At 70.2% G+C, this 16,353-nt stretch carries 15 protein-coding genes; 8 read left to right on the top strand and 7 right to left on the bottom strand.

The annotated features are described in order from the left end of the window. Positions 1–47: 47 nt before the first annotated feature. Entirely contained in the window at positions 48–3,647 is a 3,600-nt protein-coding gene (locus ACFYXF_RS50420; RefSeq protein ID WP_389360893.1) for a LamG-like jellyroll fold domain-containing protein, read from the bottom strand. Between the two features lie 181 nt (positions 3,648–3,828). On the opposite strand from ACFYXF_RS50420, the gene ACFYXF_RS50415 reads away from it, so the two are divergent. From ACFYXF_RS50415 to ACFYXF_RS50405, 3 genes are read left to right on the top strand one after another with little or no spacing between them, the layout of a single operon-like run. Continuing rightward, positions 3,829–4,173 (top strand): histidine triad nucleotide-binding protein, encoded by a 345-nt coding sequence (locus tag ACFYXF_RS50415; RefSeq protein ID WP_389360891.1) that lies wholly within the window; start codon positions 3,829–3,831, stop codon positions 4,171–4,173. Positions 4,174–4,195: 22 nt separating this feature from the next. Beyond that, positions 4,196–5,104 (top strand): ribonuclease Z, encoded by a 909-nt coding sequence (locus ACFYXF_RS50410; protein WP_389360889.1) that lies wholly within the window; start codon positions 4,196–4,198, stop codon positions 5,102–5,104. 20 nt (positions 5,105–5,124) lie between these two features. Next, positions 5,125–6,120, top strand: a complete 996-nt coding sequence (locus ACFYXF_RS50405; RefSeq protein WP_389360887.1) for an adenosine deaminase — start codon at positions 5,125–5,127, stop codon at positions 6,118–6,120. 144 nt (positions 6,121–6,264) lie between these two features. Here the strand turns inward: ACFYXF_RS50405 and ACFYXF_RS50400 are convergent, their stop codons facing one another. Then, a complete protein-coding gene (locus ACFYXF_RS50400; protein ID WP_389360885.1) occupies positions 6,265–7,464 on the bottom strand; it encodes an MFS transporter in 1,200 nt (399 codons plus the stop codon). A gap of 283 nt (positions 7,465–7,747) precedes the next feature. On the opposite strand from ACFYXF_RS50400, the gene ACFYXF_RS50395 reads away from it, so the two are divergent. From ACFYXF_RS50395 to ACFYXF_RS50375, 5 genes are all read left to right on the top strand, one after another. Further along, on the top strand, positions 7,748–8,875 hold the full coding sequence (locus tag ACFYXF_RS50395) for a carbohydrate kinase family protein (RefSeq protein WP_389360922.1): 1,128 nt from the start codon (positions 7,748–7,750) through the stop codon (positions 8,873–8,875). A 154-nt stretch (positions 8,876–9,029) separates the two neighbouring features. Further along, positions 9,030–10,088, top strand: coding sequence for a PhoH family protein (locus ACFYXF_RS50390; RefSeq protein ID WP_389360883.1), 1,059 nt, complete (start codon positions 9,030–9,032; stop codon positions 10,086–10,088). A 13-nt stretch (positions 10,089–10,101) separates the two neighbouring features. Next, the gene (gene ybeY, locus ACFYXF_RS50385) at positions 10,102–10,599 is read left to right on the top strand and encodes an rRNA maturation RNase YbeY (RefSeq protein WP_389360881.1); all 498 of its coding nucleotides are present in this window, start codon (positions 10,102–10,104) and stop codon (positions 10,597–10,599) included. Then, the gene (locus ACFYXF_RS50380; protein ID WP_389360879.1) at positions 10,596–11,927 is read left to right on the top strand and encodes a hemolysin family protein; all 1,332 of its coding nucleotides are present in this window, start codon (positions 10,596–10,598) and stop codon (positions 11,925–11,927) included. The genes ybeY and ACFYXF_RS50380 overlap by 4 nt, the downstream gene beginning before the upstream one ends. Next, positions 11,924–12,283 (top strand): MmcQ/YjbR family DNA-binding protein, encoded by a 360-nt coding sequence (locus ACFYXF_RS50375; RefSeq protein ID WP_389360877.1) that lies wholly within the window; start codon positions 11,924–11,926, stop codon positions 12,281–12,283. Before ACFYXF_RS50380 ends, ACFYXF_RS50375 begins: the two co-directional genes overlap by 4 nt. Positions 12,284–12,290: 7 nt before the next feature. On the opposite strand, the gene ACFYXF_RS50370 is transcribed toward ACFYXF_RS50375, so the two are convergent. The 5 genes from ACFYXF_RS50370 to ACFYXF_RS50350 form a co-directional block, all read right to left on the bottom strand. Next, positions 12,291–12,665 carry a hypothetical protein gene (locus tag ACFYXF_RS50370; protein ID WP_389360875.1) on the bottom strand — a complete coding sequence of 125 codons (375 nt, stop codon included), beginning with the start codon at positions 12,663–12,665 and terminating at the stop codon, positions 12,291–12,293. A 69-nt stretch (positions 12,666–12,734) separates the two neighbouring features. Next, entirely contained in the window at positions 12,735–13,925 is a 1,191-nt protein-coding gene (locus ACFYXF_RS50365) for a hypothetical protein (RefSeq protein WP_389360920.1), read from the bottom strand. Between the two features lie 183 nt (positions 13,926–14,108). Next, a complete protein-coding gene (locus ACFYXF_RS50360; protein WP_389360873.1) occupies positions 14,109–14,528 on the bottom strand; it encodes a hypothetical protein in 420 nt (139 codons plus the stop codon). Then, positions 14,522–15,298 (bottom strand): M23 family metallopeptidase, encoded by a 777-nt coding sequence (locus tag ACFYXF_RS50355; protein WP_389360871.1) that lies wholly within the window; start codon positions 15,296–15,298, stop codon positions 14,522–14,524. The genes ACFYXF_RS50360 and ACFYXF_RS50355 overlap by 7 nt, the downstream gene beginning before the upstream one ends. 68 nt (positions 15,299–15,366) lie before the next feature. Continuing rightward, complete coding sequence (locus ACFYXF_RS50350) at positions 15,367–16,242, bottom strand: C40 family peptidase (RefSeq protein WP_389360869.1); 876 nt, start codon at positions 16,240–16,242, stop codon at positions 15,367–15,369. Positions 16,243–16,353 lie beyond the last annotated feature (111 nt).

The raw sequence follows: 16,353 nt of genomic DNA, 5'->3' as shown, positions 1-16,353 counted from the left end.
CCGGCGGCCCGGCACACCGTGTGAGGGAAGTGCGCGCTGAGCGGCGGCTACTCGATCGGCACCGGCGGCTCGTCCACCGTCGCGAGCTGGGTGATCTCCGCCTCGGACAGCACGCCCGCGTAGACGCGGAGGTCGTCGAGCCGGCCCGGCAGGTAGTTGCCCCACTCACCGTTGTCGTGGCGGCGTGCCATGCCGGCCACCATCGTCCCGGTCGACTGGAAGCCCTCCTCGCTGAGGACGCCGTCCTCGTCCCCCTGCCGCTGGCCGGAGACGTAGAGCCTGATCGACCGGTTCACCGAGTCGAAGACGCCGACGACATGCACCCAGCCGCTCGGGGCGTTGACCTCGTCCGACGCCACCGTGGCGGCGGGTCCGTCGAGGACGTCCGTCTCGTACCGGCCGAAGTTCCAGTCACCGACGGACTGGCCCGCCTCCTGCCGGTACCAGAGGCGGAAGGAGTTCCGCTTGGCGCCCGGGTGGGCGATCACCGTCGGCGAGTACGCCGCGGTCGTGTCGTCGAGTTCGCCGCGGCCGATGTCGACCCAGCCCGCGACCGTGTAGCTGCCGGACTGGTCCAGCTCCACCGACGCGACACCACGCGCCATCAGCGAGGCGTCGAGGGCGAGGACGGTGCCATGGGCGGGGTCGTCGGTGGGAGCGAGGGTCGCGCCCTCCCGAAGGCTCATGGTGTTGCCCCGGCCGGTGACGTCCGCCGTGGTGGTGCCGGAGGTCTCGTCGAACACCCAGTGGGCGATCAGTGCGGACTGGGTCTGCCCGGTGGCCGGGCTCTCGGCGTTGGCGAGCGCCCACAGCTCGTTCTCGAAGACCACCCGGTTCCACACCTGGACCTGGTCGAGGTCGCCCTCGAACCAGGAGGAGTAGATGCCGAGACCCTTCATCCGGCCGACCTCGAAGGTGCCCTTCGCCGCCCACGGTGTGGTGAACTCCGTGGCCGCCTGGAGCTGTCCGTTGACGTACAGCCGGATCTGCTTCCTGTTGTGGTCGTACACACCCATCAGATGCGTCCACGCGCCCACCACCGGCGCCTTCTTGGAGACCGCGCGGATGATCGTCGTGTCGTCGCTGTCGGTCGAGTACCGGTTGAAGATCCACCGGTCGTAGGACTGCGAGTAGTACAGCTGGAAGGCGCCCATCCGGGTGCCGCTCTGCGAGGCCAGGGTGGAGACGTGGTCCTTCCCCGTCAGCCGCACCCAGCCGCCGACGGTGAAGCTGTTGGTGGTGTCGAGCACGGAGGACGCGGTGACCCCCGCGCCGCTCGTGCCGTCGCTGCTGATGCCGCCGCCGAGACGCGCCTTGTCCGTCCAGGTCGTCGAGGCGAGCGTCAGCGGCCGGTTCCCGCCGGAGGAGTCCGCGGCGGTCGTACCGCTGCCGTCGTCGAGCTTCCAGCTCGCCACCGGGTCGGAGCCCTTGGCCACCCGGAACTGGTAGTCGTAGTGGGGGCTCGGGTTGCCCGCCCCGTCGTACGTCTGCACCCGCAGGGTGTTGGTCAGCCGCTTGTCGGGCGCGGCCTCGATCTCGTACGTCGGCGTGTTGGCGGTGAACGTCCTGCTGCCGAGCTTGACGCCGTTCAGCCACCAGTCGTAGCGGCGTACGTCGCCCGCGCCGCCCTCGACCTTGAAGCCGGCGGTCATGCCGACACTGCCCAGCTCCGGGTCGGCGGCGTCGCAGCTGGTGCCCGCGCACTCCGTGTACACGGTCGAGGAGACCTTCGGCACCAGCGGGCCCTTGGAGTCCACCTTGAAGTAGCAGTAGCCCGACCACGGCCCGAACAGGGAGAAGGTGTCGCCCTTCCACGTGTACTTGTACTCGGTGCGGGCCCGGTACTTATACGTGACGGTCTCGTCCAGCGCCGCCGTCACCGCCGTGCCGGCCGTACCGCTGTCCGTCCAGGTCGACGGCTTCAGCGAGGTCGCCGTGGTGGCGGAACCCTTGTACAGCTCGAAGTTGGGGCGCAGAGAGGCGTTGGAGGCGTCGCTCGACGTCGGCGTCGCGGTCAGCCGGGGCGTGGTGTCCCGGATCTGGGCCGGGGCCGAGGCGGCCGAGCAGGAGACCTTCGGGTCGGACATCTTCACCGACGACGGCTTGCTGTCCGGCGGCGTCACATACGTGATCGACAGCCGGGGCTTGCGCGCGGAGGTGGCGTCCGGGTCCAGCGGCGACAGGAACTGCTTCCACGCGATCGGGTCGCCCTCGTCGGCCCGCAGACCGAGCGTGGTGAGCGTGTCCTTCGCCTTCGCGGTGTGCGCGACGGCCGCCGTGGCGTCGAACTCGATGTCCCCGTCCGGGCAGTCGACGGAGTGCCCCTTCGCGGCCGAGACCGTGTCCACCTTCGCGAGCCACTTCAGCGAGGAGTTCTGCGAGTTCCACGTGGTACCCGACGAGATCTGGCTGGTGCGGTACAGGTTGACGTCCTGCTTCACACAGTTCGCCGACCAGATCGCGTACGGCGTGAACGTCGCGTTGAGGATCTTCTTGCCGGCCACCCTGCGGGTGTCGAACTGGAAGAGCGAACGGGACTTCTTGTTGTCCACGTACGCGTCGTAGCCCACGCCCAGCGCGTGCTTGGTCTTCCAGAAGCTGGTGCCGGGCGAGTTGGACCACAACGCGGTCCAGCCCGTCAGGGTCGCCTTGACCGCGGGCGGGTCGAGGACCACGGGGTACGAGGTGGTCTCGTCCGCGAGGAAGTCCTGGTCCGGGACGATCGAGAGGGTGTCGTCGGTGACCGTCGTGTCCATGACGGCGGTACGGGACGTCGCGTCGGCGCTGAGGGTGTCGGCTGTCGTTTCGGCGGGAGCGGCGGCGGAGGAGGCGGCGCTGAACGCGGCCTTCTTCGCCGTGCCCACAACGGCGTTCGTGCTCGCGCCCGTTCCCGCGTCCCACATCAGCGCGGAACCGCTGGAGACCACGGCGGACCCCGAGGCGTCCACGAACGAGGCCGTGCCCGAGTCGCCCGCGCGCACGGACAGCCCCTTGGCCTCGACGGGGAAACTCACCTTCTCCAGGTCGGAGCCGGTGGCGGCCTCCCGGCTGTGAACCACCAGGTGGTAGGTGAACCCGTCCGGGTGGGCCTGCACGGCGAGATCCACGTCGGGCAGCACCGAGCGGTAGACCGCCGACGAGCCGTCGATCTCCGGCTTCGGCAGCGCCCACGGGGACGACACCGCGTACTCCTTGCCCGCCGTCACCAGCCGGGCCAGTGGCACGTCCGTGCCGCCACCGCCGGAGAAGCGGATGTCCTCGGCGGCGCGCGGCGCCAGATAGCCGTCCGGGCGGGTGACGAGTGTGGTGTCGACGTCGGTCCACTCGCCGTCCTTGCGGACGCGTTCGGGCGAGGTCGCCGCCTCGGCGGTGAACGTGCCGTCCGGATTGGCGACGACCCTGCTCGTCGACGATGTCACCTCGTCGATCTCGACGGGCTCGCCGGACGAGACCGCCCGCTCGGAGGCTCGCTGCTCGGCTGTGGCAGCCGGCAACTCGTCGTCCTCCCAGAAGTCCTTGCCCCGTGCCCCGTCGTCGGCCGTGAGGCCGGAACTGCCTGTGTCCGTGTCCGCCGCCCGCACCGGCATGGCAGGTAAGCCGCCGGCGAGGACGAGCGCCGCGCAGGCGCTGGTCAACGCTCTGCGCACGGCTCGATTGCGACTGTTAGGTCGCATCCTTCCCCCCGTTTTTTTAGTTTTTTTGATTACCTTTTGAACGGAGGGAGACTAACCAGTAGTCCATTGCTGATCAAGAGGACGCCGAGTAAAGGCCGACCGGGTGCCGATACCATGCCGACGTAATGATCGGCGAGCGTGAGGAGGCACACGCATGGCGGACGAGAGCTGTCTGTTCTGCAGGATCGTCGAGGGGCACATCCCGGCGACCATCGTCCGGGAGACGGACACCACCGTCGCGTTCCGGGACATCAACCCCCAGGCGCCGACCCACATCCTGGTGATCCCCAAGGTCCACCACCCCGACGCCGCCTCCCTCGCCACCGCCGAACCGGCCATCGCCGCCGACATACTGCGCGAGGCCGGTGAGATCGCGGCCGAGGAGAAGCTCGACAGCTACCGTCTCGTCTTCAACACCGGCAGCGGCGTCGGCCAGACCGTCTTCCACGCCCACGTGCACCTGCTCGGCGGACGCGGCATGCAGTGGCCGCCCGGGTAACGGGGTAACGGAGCAATCGGTCTTGTCCGGACGTGAATTGGTGGTCCTCGGCACCGCCAGCCAGGTACCCACCCGGCACCGCAACCACAACGGCTACCTCCTCCGCTGGGACGGCGAGGGGCTCCTCTTCGACCCCGGCGAGGGCACCCAGCGCCAGATGCTGCGCGCCGGGGTCGCCGCCCACGACCTGAACCGGATCTGCGTCACGCACTTCCACGGGGACCACTCCCTCGGGCTCGCCGGCGTCATCCAGCGCATCAACCTCGACCGCGTCCCGCACGAGATCACCGCGCACTACCCCCGCTCCGGACAGAGGTTCTTCGACCGGCTGCGCTACGCCACCGCCTATCGCGAGACCGTCCAGATCGGGCAGGTGCCGGTCGCGGGGGAGGGCGGGGTGCTCGCCACCACCGCCGGTTACCGGCTCGAAGCACGCAAGCTCTCCCACCCCGTCGAGTCGTACGGCTATCTCCTCGTCGAGCCCGACGGGCGCCGCATACTGCCCGAACTGCTCGCCGAGCACGGCATCAAGGGGCCGGACGTCGGACGCCTCCAGCGCGAGGGCTCCCTCGGCTCCGTCACCCTCGACGAGGTCAGCGAGCTACGGCGCGGACAGCGGTTCGCCTTCGTCATGGACACCCGGTTGTGCGAGGGCGTCCACGCGCTCGCCGCGGACTGCGACATGCTCGTCATCGAGTCGACCTTCCTCGACGAGGACCAGCAACTCGCCTCCGACCACGGGCACTTGACCGCCGGTCAGGCCGGAGCCGTCGCCCGCGACGCCGGCGTACGGCATCTCGTCCTCACCCACTTCAGCCAGCGCTACTCCGATCCCGACGAGTTCGAGCGGCAGGCGCGGGCAGCGGGGTACGAGGGGGAGCTGACCGTCGCGCATGACCTGCTGAGGGTGCCGGTTCCGAAACGGCGGTGATCCGGCCGTACGATTCCTTGATGTCCATCCCCAAAGCCGAACTGCACCTCCACATCGAAGGCACCCTCGAACCCGAGCTGGCCTTCGCGCTCGCCGCGCGCAACGGCGTCGTGCTGCCGTACGCCGACACCGAAGAACTGCGCAAGGCGTACCTCTTCGAGGACCTGCAGTCCTTTCTGAACCTGTACTACGAGCTGATGGCCGTACTGCGCACCGAGCAGGACTTCGGGGACCTCGCGAACGCCTATCTCGCGCGGGCCGCCGCACAGGGCGTACGGCACGCGGAGATCTTCTTCGATCCGCAGGCCCACATCGCCCGGGGGGTGGAGATGGGGACGGTCGTGGAGGGGCTTTGGCTCGCGCTCCGCGACAGCGAGTCGACACACGGCATCTCCACTCGGCTGATCATGTGCTTCCTGCGCGACCAGTCCGCCGAGTCCGCGATGGAGACCCTGGACGCGGCCCGTCCCTACCTCGACCGGATCGCCGGTGTCGGGCTCGACTCCGCCGAGGTCGGGCATCCGCCGGTGAAGTTCCGCGAGGTGTACGAGGCCGCCGCCGGGCTCGGGCTGCGGCGTGTGGCGCACGCCGGTGAGGAGGGGCCGCCCTCGTACATCACCGAGGCCCTCGACGTCCTGGGCGTCGAGCGCGTCGACCACGGGCTGCGCTGCATGGAGGATCCGGAGCTGGTCGCGCGGCTCGTGCGGGAGCGGGTGCCGTTGACTCTCTGTCCGCTGTCCAATGTGCGGCTGCGGGCCGTTGATGTCCTGGCCGAGCATCCGCTGCCCGCGATGCTCGACGCGGGGCTGTTGTGCACCGTCAACTCCGACGACCCGGCCTACTTCGGCGGGTACGTCGGCGACAACTTCGGGGCGGTACGGGAGGCCCTGGGCCTGGGTGAGGAGCGGCTCCGTGAGCTGGCGCGGAACTCGTTCCTGGCGTCGTTCCTGGACGACGACGAGGAGCGGCGGGCGCGGTATCTCGCCGAGGTGGAGGCGTACGAGTTCACGCGGTGAGGGTGCTCCGCGGGACAGGCGGTTCCTTTGTCCGCGGGCCGGTGGGGGCTTGTCGCGCAGTTCCCCGCGCCCCTGTCGGGGCGCTGCGCGCACCCGACTTCGCCCGCGCCGCCCGCGCCGCCCGCGCCGGTCAGGCCGGTGCGGTCAGGCCACCGGGCGGTATTGCTCGGTGGTTTTCACCGTGGTGAGCCTCAGGGATCGGGACGGGGACGGGGTGCGTAGCGCCACGGCTGTCATCGGGGCCGCGATCAGCAGCAGGCCGGCGGCCAGGGCCGCGCCCATCGATGGGTAGCCCGCGTGGGCGGACAGCAGGCTGCCGGTGAGTGGGCCGCACGCCGTGCCCAGGGAGGACGCCGAGCCGACCAGGACCGCCCAACGGCCGCGCGGGTCCAGGGCGGCGGCCAGACCGATCACGTACGACAGCACGATCGGGTACAGCGTGTTCCAGGCGATCTCGCCGGCCGCGAAGGACCTCAGGTCGGTGGCGGACGCGCTCAGTACGATGCAGGCCGCGATGACGGCCGTACCGGCGCCGATCGGCAGTGCGCGGCCCAGGCGGGTGCCGAGTGCCCCGGCTCCGACGACCCCGAGCAGTCCCGCCCCGAGTGCTATGGCGAACACCGCGCCGACCGTCGCCTCGGAGAGCCCTGCCTGGGTGAGTCCGATCCGGCCGCTGACACCCCAGAGGGAGTTCTGGGCGAGGGACCAGCAGGTCATCGTGGCGGCGAGGACAAGACCGGCCCGGAGGCGGGGGAGCGGGGCGCGGGTCGTCGGGGTGGTGACGACGGCCGTAGTGAGCCGGGCTTCGCGTCCGGGGAGGGTCGCCGTCAGTGGCCATACGGCGGCTGCCGTCAGGGCCAGTGCCGCGAGGGGGAGGCCGTGGCCCGGGCCGAGGTGCGGGACCGTCAGATAGACCGCGCCCGCGAGGGCGGAGACGCTCAGCAGGCCCAGGGTGGTCGTGCGGTGCGGGTCGGGGCGGCCGGCGATCCCGGTGGCGGCGACCGTGGTGGCCGTACCGGAGCCGAAGCCCCCGAGGACCGCTCCCGCGATCACGGCGTACAGGTTGGTGGTGAGGGCGGCCGTGCCGTAGCCGAGGGCGGCGAGGGTGAGGCCGGTGCGGGCCAAAGTGCGCGGGCCGACGCGGTCGACCCGGGAGGCGAGCAGGAAGCCCGCCGCCGCCGAACTCAGCAGCAGCGCACTGCCGATGGCACCGGCCTGCGTGGGGCTGAGGGGGAGGTACGCGTCGAGTCTGCCGACGGTGGTGGGCAGGAGGTACGGCGCCAGGTACCCGGCCGTGAACAGGGCGACGAGGGGCCAGGGCATGGTGGAGCGGGGGGAGAACAACGGCGTTCCTGGGCGTGCGAAAGCGAGTGTGACGGCTCGACAAGTGAATGTGGCGGCTCAATGCGGGGTTGGGCGACGACCGTCGACGGACAGGAACGCGCGGGCAATTTGTATCAAGCGGGGGGTGGGGGACGGGAGTCGGGTGGGTGTGATGTGGGGCACTTCGGTGTTTGGGGTGGGGGAGGTGGGGTATTCGTGAGCGCCCTCCGGAGTGGAGTGACGGCCTGCTGTCAGTGGGGTGGTGCAGACTGGCCTGATCCGCACCGTCGTCAGGGAGCGCACCGTGATCGCGTCCACCGCGTCCACCGGAGAGGGATCTTCCTACCGCCAGGCCCAGGTCGATCCCCTGGCCGCTGTGCGCGCCCCCGACGATCCGCCGTGGGACGTGTATCTGACAGGCACGGTCTTCCTCGACATCATCTTCACCGGGCTCGACTCCGCCCCGGTGCGCGGCACCGAGTCCTGGGCGCGCGGGATGGGGTCCAGCCCCGGCGGGGTCGCCAACATGGCCACCGCGCTCGCCCGGCTCGGCCTGAAAACCTCCCTCGCCGCCGCCTTCGGGGACGACCACTACGGGGAGTACTGCTGGGACGCCCTCGAACAGGGCGAGCACATCGACCTCTCCACGTCACGCACGGTCCCCGGCTGGCACTCTCCGGTCACGGTTTCGATGGCGTACGAGGGTGAGCGCACGATGGTCTCCCACGGCCACGAGCCGCCCCCGGAGGAACCCTCCCCGGAGTGCCCGCCGCACGCCCGCGCCGCCGTCGCCTCCCTCACCCCGGGCGTCCGCGCCCCCTGGATCGCCGAGGCCGCCCGCAAGGGGGCCAGGATCTTCGGCGACGTCGGCTGGGACGACACCGGCCGCTGGGACCTCGCCGGTCTCGCCGACCTGGAGCACTGCGAGGCCTTCCTGCCCAACGCGGAGGAGGCGATGCGCTACACCGGCACCGACTGCCCCCGCAAGGCCGCCCGCGCCCTCACCGATCACGTACCGCTCGCCGTCGTCACCCTCGGTGCGGAGGGCGCGTACGCGGTGGACGGGCGGACCGGGGAGACGGCCGAGGTGCCCGCCATCGCCGTGGAGGCCCTCGACCCGACGGGCGCCGGCGATGTCTTCGTCGCGGGCTTCGTCACCGGCACCCTCGCAGACTGGCCGCTCGCCGACCGCCTCGCCTTCGCCGGCCTCACCGCCGCCCTCTCCGTCCAGGACTTCGGCGGCTCCCTCTCCGCGCCCGGCTGGTCCGAGGTCGGGGCCTGGTGGCGCGAGATCCAGTCGTACGAGCACCAGGACCCGGCGGCGCTGCGCCGGTACGCGTTCCTGGCGGACCTGGTGCCCAGGACCGCGAGACCCCGCCCCTGGCCGCTGCGGCGGGCGGTGCCGACGATCGGCTTCGGCAGATCGGCGTGAGCGCCCACACCCACCCGCACTCGCACACGTACACCGGACCGTGAGCAAAACCCCTACGGCGTTGTCAGTGCACCGTCGTAGGCTGGGAGCGGAAGGCTACCCACGTGGTAAGCGAGCCTCATTGAGGAGGTCGTGCAGGCCTACGAGCCGGCCCATGACTCAGACACCCACAGCTCAGCCCCCTGCGCGGGGGCAGGCACGAGCGCAGTTCACCGTCCCGGCCGCGCACCCCATGGTGACCGTCCTCGGTTCCGGCGACTCCCTCCTGCGCGTGATCGAGAAGGCCTTCCCGGCGGTCGACATCCATGTCCGGGGCAATGAAGTCAACGCCGTTGGCGAAGCGGTCGAGGTCGCCCTCGTCCAGCGGCTGTTCGACGAGATGATGCTGGTGCTCCGCACCGGACAGCCGATGACGGAGGACGCCGTGGAACGCTCGATCGCCATGCTCAGAGCGAGCGGGAACGGGGAGGGTGACGGCCAGGAGACCCCGGCCGAGGTCCTCACCCAGAACATCCTGTCCTCGCGAGGCCGCACCATCCGGGCCAAGACCCTCAACCAGAAGCGCTATGTCGACGCCATCGACAAGCACACCATCGTCTTCGGCATCGGCCCGGCCGGTACCGGCAAGACGTATCTGGCGATGGCCAAGGCCGTGCAGGCGCTCCAGGCCAAGCAGGTCAGCCGGATCATCCTGACCCGCCCCGCGGTGGAGGCGGGCGAGCGGCTCGGCTTCCTCCCGGGCACGCTGTACGACAAGATCGACCCGTATCTGCGCCCGCTGTACGACGCGCTGCACGACATGCTCGACCCCGACTCGATTCCGAAGCTGATGGCTTCGGGGACGATCGAGGTCGCGCCGCTGGCGTACATGCGGGGGCGGACCTTGAATGATGCTTTCATCATTCTGGACGAGGCTCAGAACACCTCCGCCGAGCAGATGAAGATGTTCCTCACCCGCCTCGGCTTCGAGTCGAAGATCGTGATCACGGGTGATGTGACGCAGGTCGACCTTCCGACGGGGACCAAGTCCGGTCTGCGGCAGGTGCAGGAGATCCTCGAAGGCCTGGAGGACGTCCACTTCTCACGGCTCACCTCCCACGATGTCGTCCGGCACAAGCTGGTCGGCCGTATCGTCGACGCGTACGAGAAGTACGACAGCGAGAACGGTACGGAGAACGGCACCCACAAGGGCGTCCGGAACAAGCGGAAGTAGACAAGCCAGCACCATGTCGATCGACGTCAACAACGAGTCCGGAACCGAGGTCGACGAGCAGGCGATCCTCGACATCGCCCGCTACGCGCTCGCACGGATGCGCATCCACCCGCTCTCCGAACTCTCGGTGATCGTCGTGGACGCCGACGCCATGGAGCAGCTCCACATCCAGTGGATGGACCTGCCCGGTCCGACCGACGTCATGTCCTTCCCGATGGACGAACTGCGTCCGCCGTCGAAGGACGACGACGAGCCGCCGCAGGGGCTTCTCGGTGACATCGTGCTCTGTCCCGAGGTCGCCGAGAAGCAGGGCAAGGAGGCCGAGACACAGCACTCCATGGACGAGGAGCTCCAACTCCTCACCGTCCATGGGGTGCTGCATCTCCTCGGGTACGACCACGAGGAGGCGGACGAGAAGGCCGAGATGTTCGGCCTCCAGGCCGCCATCGTCGACGGCTGGCGCGGCGAGCAGGGGATGACCGGTCCGTCACCCGCCCCGACCGTGTCATGAACCCTCAACTCGTCACCGGTGCCATAGCGCTGGTCGTCGTCGCCTGGCTCGCCGCCTGCGCGGAGGCGGGCCTCGCGCGCGTCTCCAGCTTCCGCGCGGAGGAAGCCGTACGCAGCGGCCGGCGCGGGAGCGCCAAGCTCGCGCAGATCGCCGCCGACCCGACCCGCTATCTCAACGTGGCGCTCCTGGTGCGCGTGGCCTGCGAGATGGCCGCCGCCGCGCTCGTCACGTACGCCTGCCTCAAGGAGTTCGACAAGACCTGGCAGGCCCTCGCCGTCGCCATCGGGGTCATGGTGCTCGTCTCGTACGTCGCGGTGGGGGTCTCGCCGCGGACCATCGGGCGTCAGCACCCGCTCAACACGGCCACGGCGGCGGCGTACGTCCTGTTGCCGCTCGCCCGGATCATGGGGCCGATCCCGTCGCTCCTCATCCTCATCGGCAACGCGCTCACGCCCGGCAAGGGCTTCCGGCGCGGGCCGTTCGCCTCCGAGGCGGAGCTGCGCGCGCTGGTCGACCTGGCCGAGGCCGAGTCCCTCATCGAGGACGACGAGCGCCGCATGGTGCACTCCGTCTTCGAACTGGGCGACACCCTCGTACGGGAGGTCATGGTCCCGCGTACGGACCTGGTCGTCATCGAGCGGTACAAGACGATCCGGCAGGCCCTCACCCTCGCGCTGCGCTCCGGGTTCTCGCGCATTCCGGTCACCGGGGAGAGCGAGGACGACGTCGTCGGGATCGTGTACCTGAAGGACCTCGTCCGCAAGACGCACATCAGCCGGGACGCGGAGAGCGAGCTGGTGTCGACCGCGATGCGGCCCGCCGCCTTCGTGCCCGACACGAAGAACGCCGGTGATCTGCTCCGCGAGATGCAGCGCGACCGCAACCATGTCGCCGTCGTCATCGACGAGTACGGCGGCACGGCCGGCATCGTGACCATCGAGGACATCCTGGAGGAGATCGTCGGCGAGATCACCGACGAGTACGACCGTGAACTCCCGCCCGTGGAGGAGCTGGGCGACGAACGTCACCGCGTGACGGCCCGCCTCGACATCACCGACCTCGGCGAGCTGTACGGGCTTGAGGAGTACGACGACGAGGACGTGGAGACGGTGGGCGGGCTGCTGGCGAAGGCGCTGGGCCGCGTCCCGATCGCCGGCGCCTCGGCAGTCGTGGAACTGCCCGACGGGCGCGAACTGCGGCTCACGGCGGAGGCGGCGGCCGGACGGCGGAACAAGATCGTGACGGTGCTCGTCGAGCCTGCCGACCACGCCGGGTCCCCGGAGGACGAGAAGTCACCGGAGGACGAGAAGCAGGGGGAGGACGCGTGACTCCGCAGGAACTGCGTGGTTTCTGTCTGTCCTTCAACTCCGCTGTGGAGGACTTCCCGTTCAGCCCCGAGATCTCGGTCTTCAAGGTGCTGGGCAAGATGTTCGCCCTGTCCTGGGTGGACGACCGGCCCCTGAAGGTCAATCTCAAGTGCGGCCCGGAGGACGCGATCCGGCTGCGCGCCGAGCACCCGGGGCTGATCATCCCCGGGTACCACATGAACAAGCGGCACTGGAACACCGTGACGGTCGACGGGGAGTTGCCCGATCAGCTCGTGCGCGAGCTGATCGAGGACTCCTACGACCTGGTGGTGGCCGGCCTGCCGCGCGCGGAACGGTTGCGGCTCGACCGGTCCTAGGGCCGCTCTAGCACTCGCCGCGCCAGGTCACCTTGGTAAAGACAAGCGGGTGGAAGCTGTTGAGGCCGTAGTTGCCCGGGCCGGGGTTGTAGTGCAGGCAGGTCGATTCGGCGTCGCCGTCGATCTCGAACTCGACCTGGATGTGGTCGAGGCCGGGAAGCGGTGTGCCGTTGTTGAAGATGGACCGGCCGGTCACTCTGCCCGACCAGTTGCCGCCCGACTTCAGGACGAGCTGGCCCGTCGAGTACTCACCCGCGTAGATGCAGAAGTTGCCCTTGCCGCAGCCCGCCGGGTTCGGCTCGGCCGAGGCCGTCGGCGCCGTCCCCAGCACTCCGGCGAACGCCGCCACCGCGGCCAGGGTTCCAAGTGCGCGCTTGTTCATCACAGTTCTCCGTTTTGTTCGAGGGTCGTCTTGCGACTTCGAGGGTCGTCTTGCACCAGGGACGGCGGGTCAGCAGACCGGCACCCCGGGCACCTGGTTCTCCGGCACGCTGAGATAGATGTTGGTCATGTAGCCGCCGTACTGCGGCAGTTGGGCCCACCAGTCGTTGACGTAGGGCGGCTCGCTGACCTGCTGGCCGCGCTTCTGGCAGCCGACCAGGACCTCGACGCCGGCGGGCAGTGTCGTGATCGCGCCGGAGGCCGTCGTCGCCTGGGTGCGGACGCGGACCCCGCTGCCCCAGGTGCCGATCCAGGTGCCGGACGGGCGGGAGGCGCCGGGGACGTCCAGGGAACGGGTCAGCCGGCCGATGTCCGTGTAGGCCTTGCCGTAGGACGTTCCGCTGGGGTGCAGGGTGAAGACCGCCACGATGGAACGGTCGCCCTGGCCCACCACACCCGTCGTGTGCAGTGCGGGACGGGAGAGGTCCACGGCGTCGACGCCCGCCGCCGTCCGTACGGCCGTTCCCGCCGGTTCCTTCGCCGCGATAGTGGTCTTCGCGACCGCCGAGCCCGGTGCCGTGCAGCCGCCGGAACTGAAGCCCGACCAGCCCTGCTTGACGGCCCAGGGGCGGTTGAAGGAGCCGGCGATGCCGAAGTGCTGGTCGTAGCCGTCGGTGGCGCAGCGGGTGGACTGCCGCAGATCGCCGAGGACGTAGTCGCGGGTCGCCGCCGGAGCGGAGTCCAGCAGGTGGCGGTAGATCTTCACGGTGTCACGGGCCGAGAGAGCCGTGTAGCCCCAGTAGCCGGGGTGGGTCGACGGCGGCCGGGCGGTGTCCGTCAGACCGAGCCGGGTGACCATCCGGTCGACGATCGCCCCCGAGCCGTTGTTCGCCCAGAAGGTGCTCGCCGCCGTGTCGTCGCTGCCGCGCAGCATGGTGTCGATCCGGGCCCGGTCGGCGGCCGGGAGGGCATCGGGGCTGCGGTTCCAGAGCACGTCCAGGGCGATCAGCAGCTTCACCACGGACGCGGACCTGAACTGCCCGGCGCTGTTCAGCTGTTCGGTGAACGTGCCGGTCTGGCGGTCGAAGACGGCGACGCCGGCCGTCACCCCGGCCGGCACATCGGCCTGGACCGTCGCGCGCGTCGAGGGGGACTCGGCGGAGGCGACGGATACGGCGGTCGCGGTGGTGCACACGAGCGCGGCGAGGGCGGCGGCCAGCACGCCCGCCCGCATCGCGCCCCGTGCGCGGCTCAAGGTCATCATGGTCGTCCTCGGGATCGGTAGAGGGAGAGGTGGACGTGCGTCGCTCGCACTACTGGTAGGACGGGAGCGAGTCCCGTGTCGTATGAGGACCCGAGTGAGGACCTGTATGGGAACCCGAGCGCCGGATGCCCCTGGGCCTGTTGGGGTCCCAGGGGCATCCGGCGTTGCGCGAGCCGTCGTTCAGCAGGTCGGCAGACCCGTGTCCGGCTCGTTGTCGCCGCCTCCGACGAGGAAGATCTCGCTCATGTACGCGGACGGGGCCATGCCCACCGCCGGGGTCTTGACCCACCAGGTGTGCCAGTAGCCGCCGTAGGTCGAACGGCCGCCCTGGGTCTGGCACAGCACTCTGAGGAAGCCGTCGTCGGGTGACGTCGCGATGACCGGGGCCTGCTGATTGGGGGCGGAGCGCAGATTGACGTTCGACCCCCAGATCGGGCACCGGTACGTTCCCGGGTAGTCCGGGTCGGGGGTGCAGGGCGCCGAGTCGGCGGCCTTCGCGGACGAGGTGAGGCCGGGGGAGAGGAGCAGCCCGGCGGCCAGAGCGACCGCCGCGACACCTCTCGTACCGATGCGGAGACGGCTCAGGGTGTCGGTCAGCATTCGCGGACCCCCGGCAGCCAGGCGGCGGGGTGGTCGATGTAGATGTTGGTGATGTAGCCGCCGAGCGCCGGGATGTAGGACCAGGCGTCGTTGGTGTACCCCTCGGCGGTGACCGAGTCGCCGTGCTTCTGGCACTCCACGTAGACCGGTGTCGGCCCGGTCAGGGTGCGGACGACCGCCGCGTTCAGCCGGGCGTCCTGACGCACTCGGACCGATGTGCCCCAGGTGGTGAAGTTGGTCCCCGGCGTTTCGCCACCGCCGCCCGGGGTGCACGGCAGACCCACACCGCGCGCCGACAGGTAGTCGACAGGGTTGATGCCCCGGCTGGCGGACGCCGAAGCGTACGTCCTGAGGTGCAGGTGGTTGCCGGTGGAGTCGCCCTCGGAGCCCATGCGCGCGATGTGCTGACCGGCGCTCACCCGCTGGTTCACGGAGACGAGACGCTCGTACATGTGGCCGTACTCGGTGATGGTGCCGTCGTCGTGCTTGATGCGGATCCACTGGCCGTAGCCGCTGGCGGGGCCGGAGGCGATGACGGTGCCCGCCCCGGTGGCGTAGATCGCCGTACCGCGGCTGTTGGCGATGTCGACGCCGTCGTGACCGGAGTGCCACCACTGGGTCACCGTGCCGGCGGCCGGGCAGGAACCGGTGGCCGCGGCTGCGGCGACCGGGGCGGCGTCGGCCGTGCCGGCCGCGAGCGGGACCAGCCCGGCCGCGGCGACCGTGGCGACGAGCAGGCCGATGGACTTGGAGCGCTTGAGTGCGCGCATGGCGAGATCTCCTGTGTGAGGGAAATGAGGAATGAGCGGAATGAAAGGGGTGAGAGGGAAGCGGCTGACTAGCAGTTGGGCACGCTGGGCAGCCAGGCCGCCGGGTCGTCGATGAAGATGTTCGAGATCCACGCCTTGTACTTCGGCAGGTAGGACCAGGCGTCGTTGATGTAGCCCTCGGCGCTGACCCGCTCGCCGTGCACCTGGCAGAGCACGTCCACGGCCGTGGGGCCGGGCAGCCGGGTCACGGGAGGCCGCTGGGTGCCGGGATCCGGACGGAGGGCCACATTGGTGCCCCAGGTCATGAACCGCTTTGTGCCCGCGGGCGGCTGCTCGGTGCCGGCGATGCGCAGGGCGCCCGCGTACTGCGAGTTCAGCCGTACGTCACTGACCATCACGAGCGTCCCGGACTCCCGGGCCTCGACCATCTTGCCGTTGCCGAGGTAGACCGCGATGTGGTGGACGCTGCCGAGGTTGGCCGGGTCGGTCCCCCACAGCAGCAGGTCGCCCGGCTGCAACGGAGCGATCCCCTGGGCGCGGCTGAACCGGGCGGTGGCGCCGCTCCACTGGGCCTGGTTCCACGACCCCTCGGGCAGGGCGATGCCCGCTCCCTGCCAGGCCGCGTACTGCACCAGGTGCGAGCAGTCGAAGCCCTTCACCTGGCTGTCGTGGGCGCCGGGACCGCCGCCGGGGTAGTCCTGGCCGAACGTCGGCCCGTGGATGGAGCCGCCGCCCCACGAGTACGGCACCCCGAGCTGCGAGCACGCGGCGTTGACGATCGCCTGTGCCTGGGCGGACGCGTTCGCCAGGGGACGGCAGTCGGCGGCGGCGACGGTCTCCGAGGCGGTCGGCGACGCGGCGGCCATCGCCGTACCGGTACAGGTCAGCGTGGTGGCGAGGAGCAGTCCTCCCGCGAGCGCGAGTGTGCGGTTCGTGCGACGCATGTGGTTCCCCCTTGTGTGGTCGGCGCGATGTGCGCAAGTGCTGTTACGGGTGATCGGCGTCCGGCGTCCGGCATTCGGCAGTTGGTCGGACTGCCTCGTGCCGTCGTCGTG

This window comes from Streptomyces sp. NPDC002680, from assembly GCF_042889145.1.
GTDB classification, from domain to species: domain Bacteria; phylum Actinomycetota; class Actinomycetes; order Streptomycetales; family Streptomycetaceae; genus Streptomyces; species Streptomyces adonidis.
The sequence above is the reverse complement of the archived record's forward strand: the minus strand, read 5'-3'. Positions and strand labels throughout refer to the sequence as shown.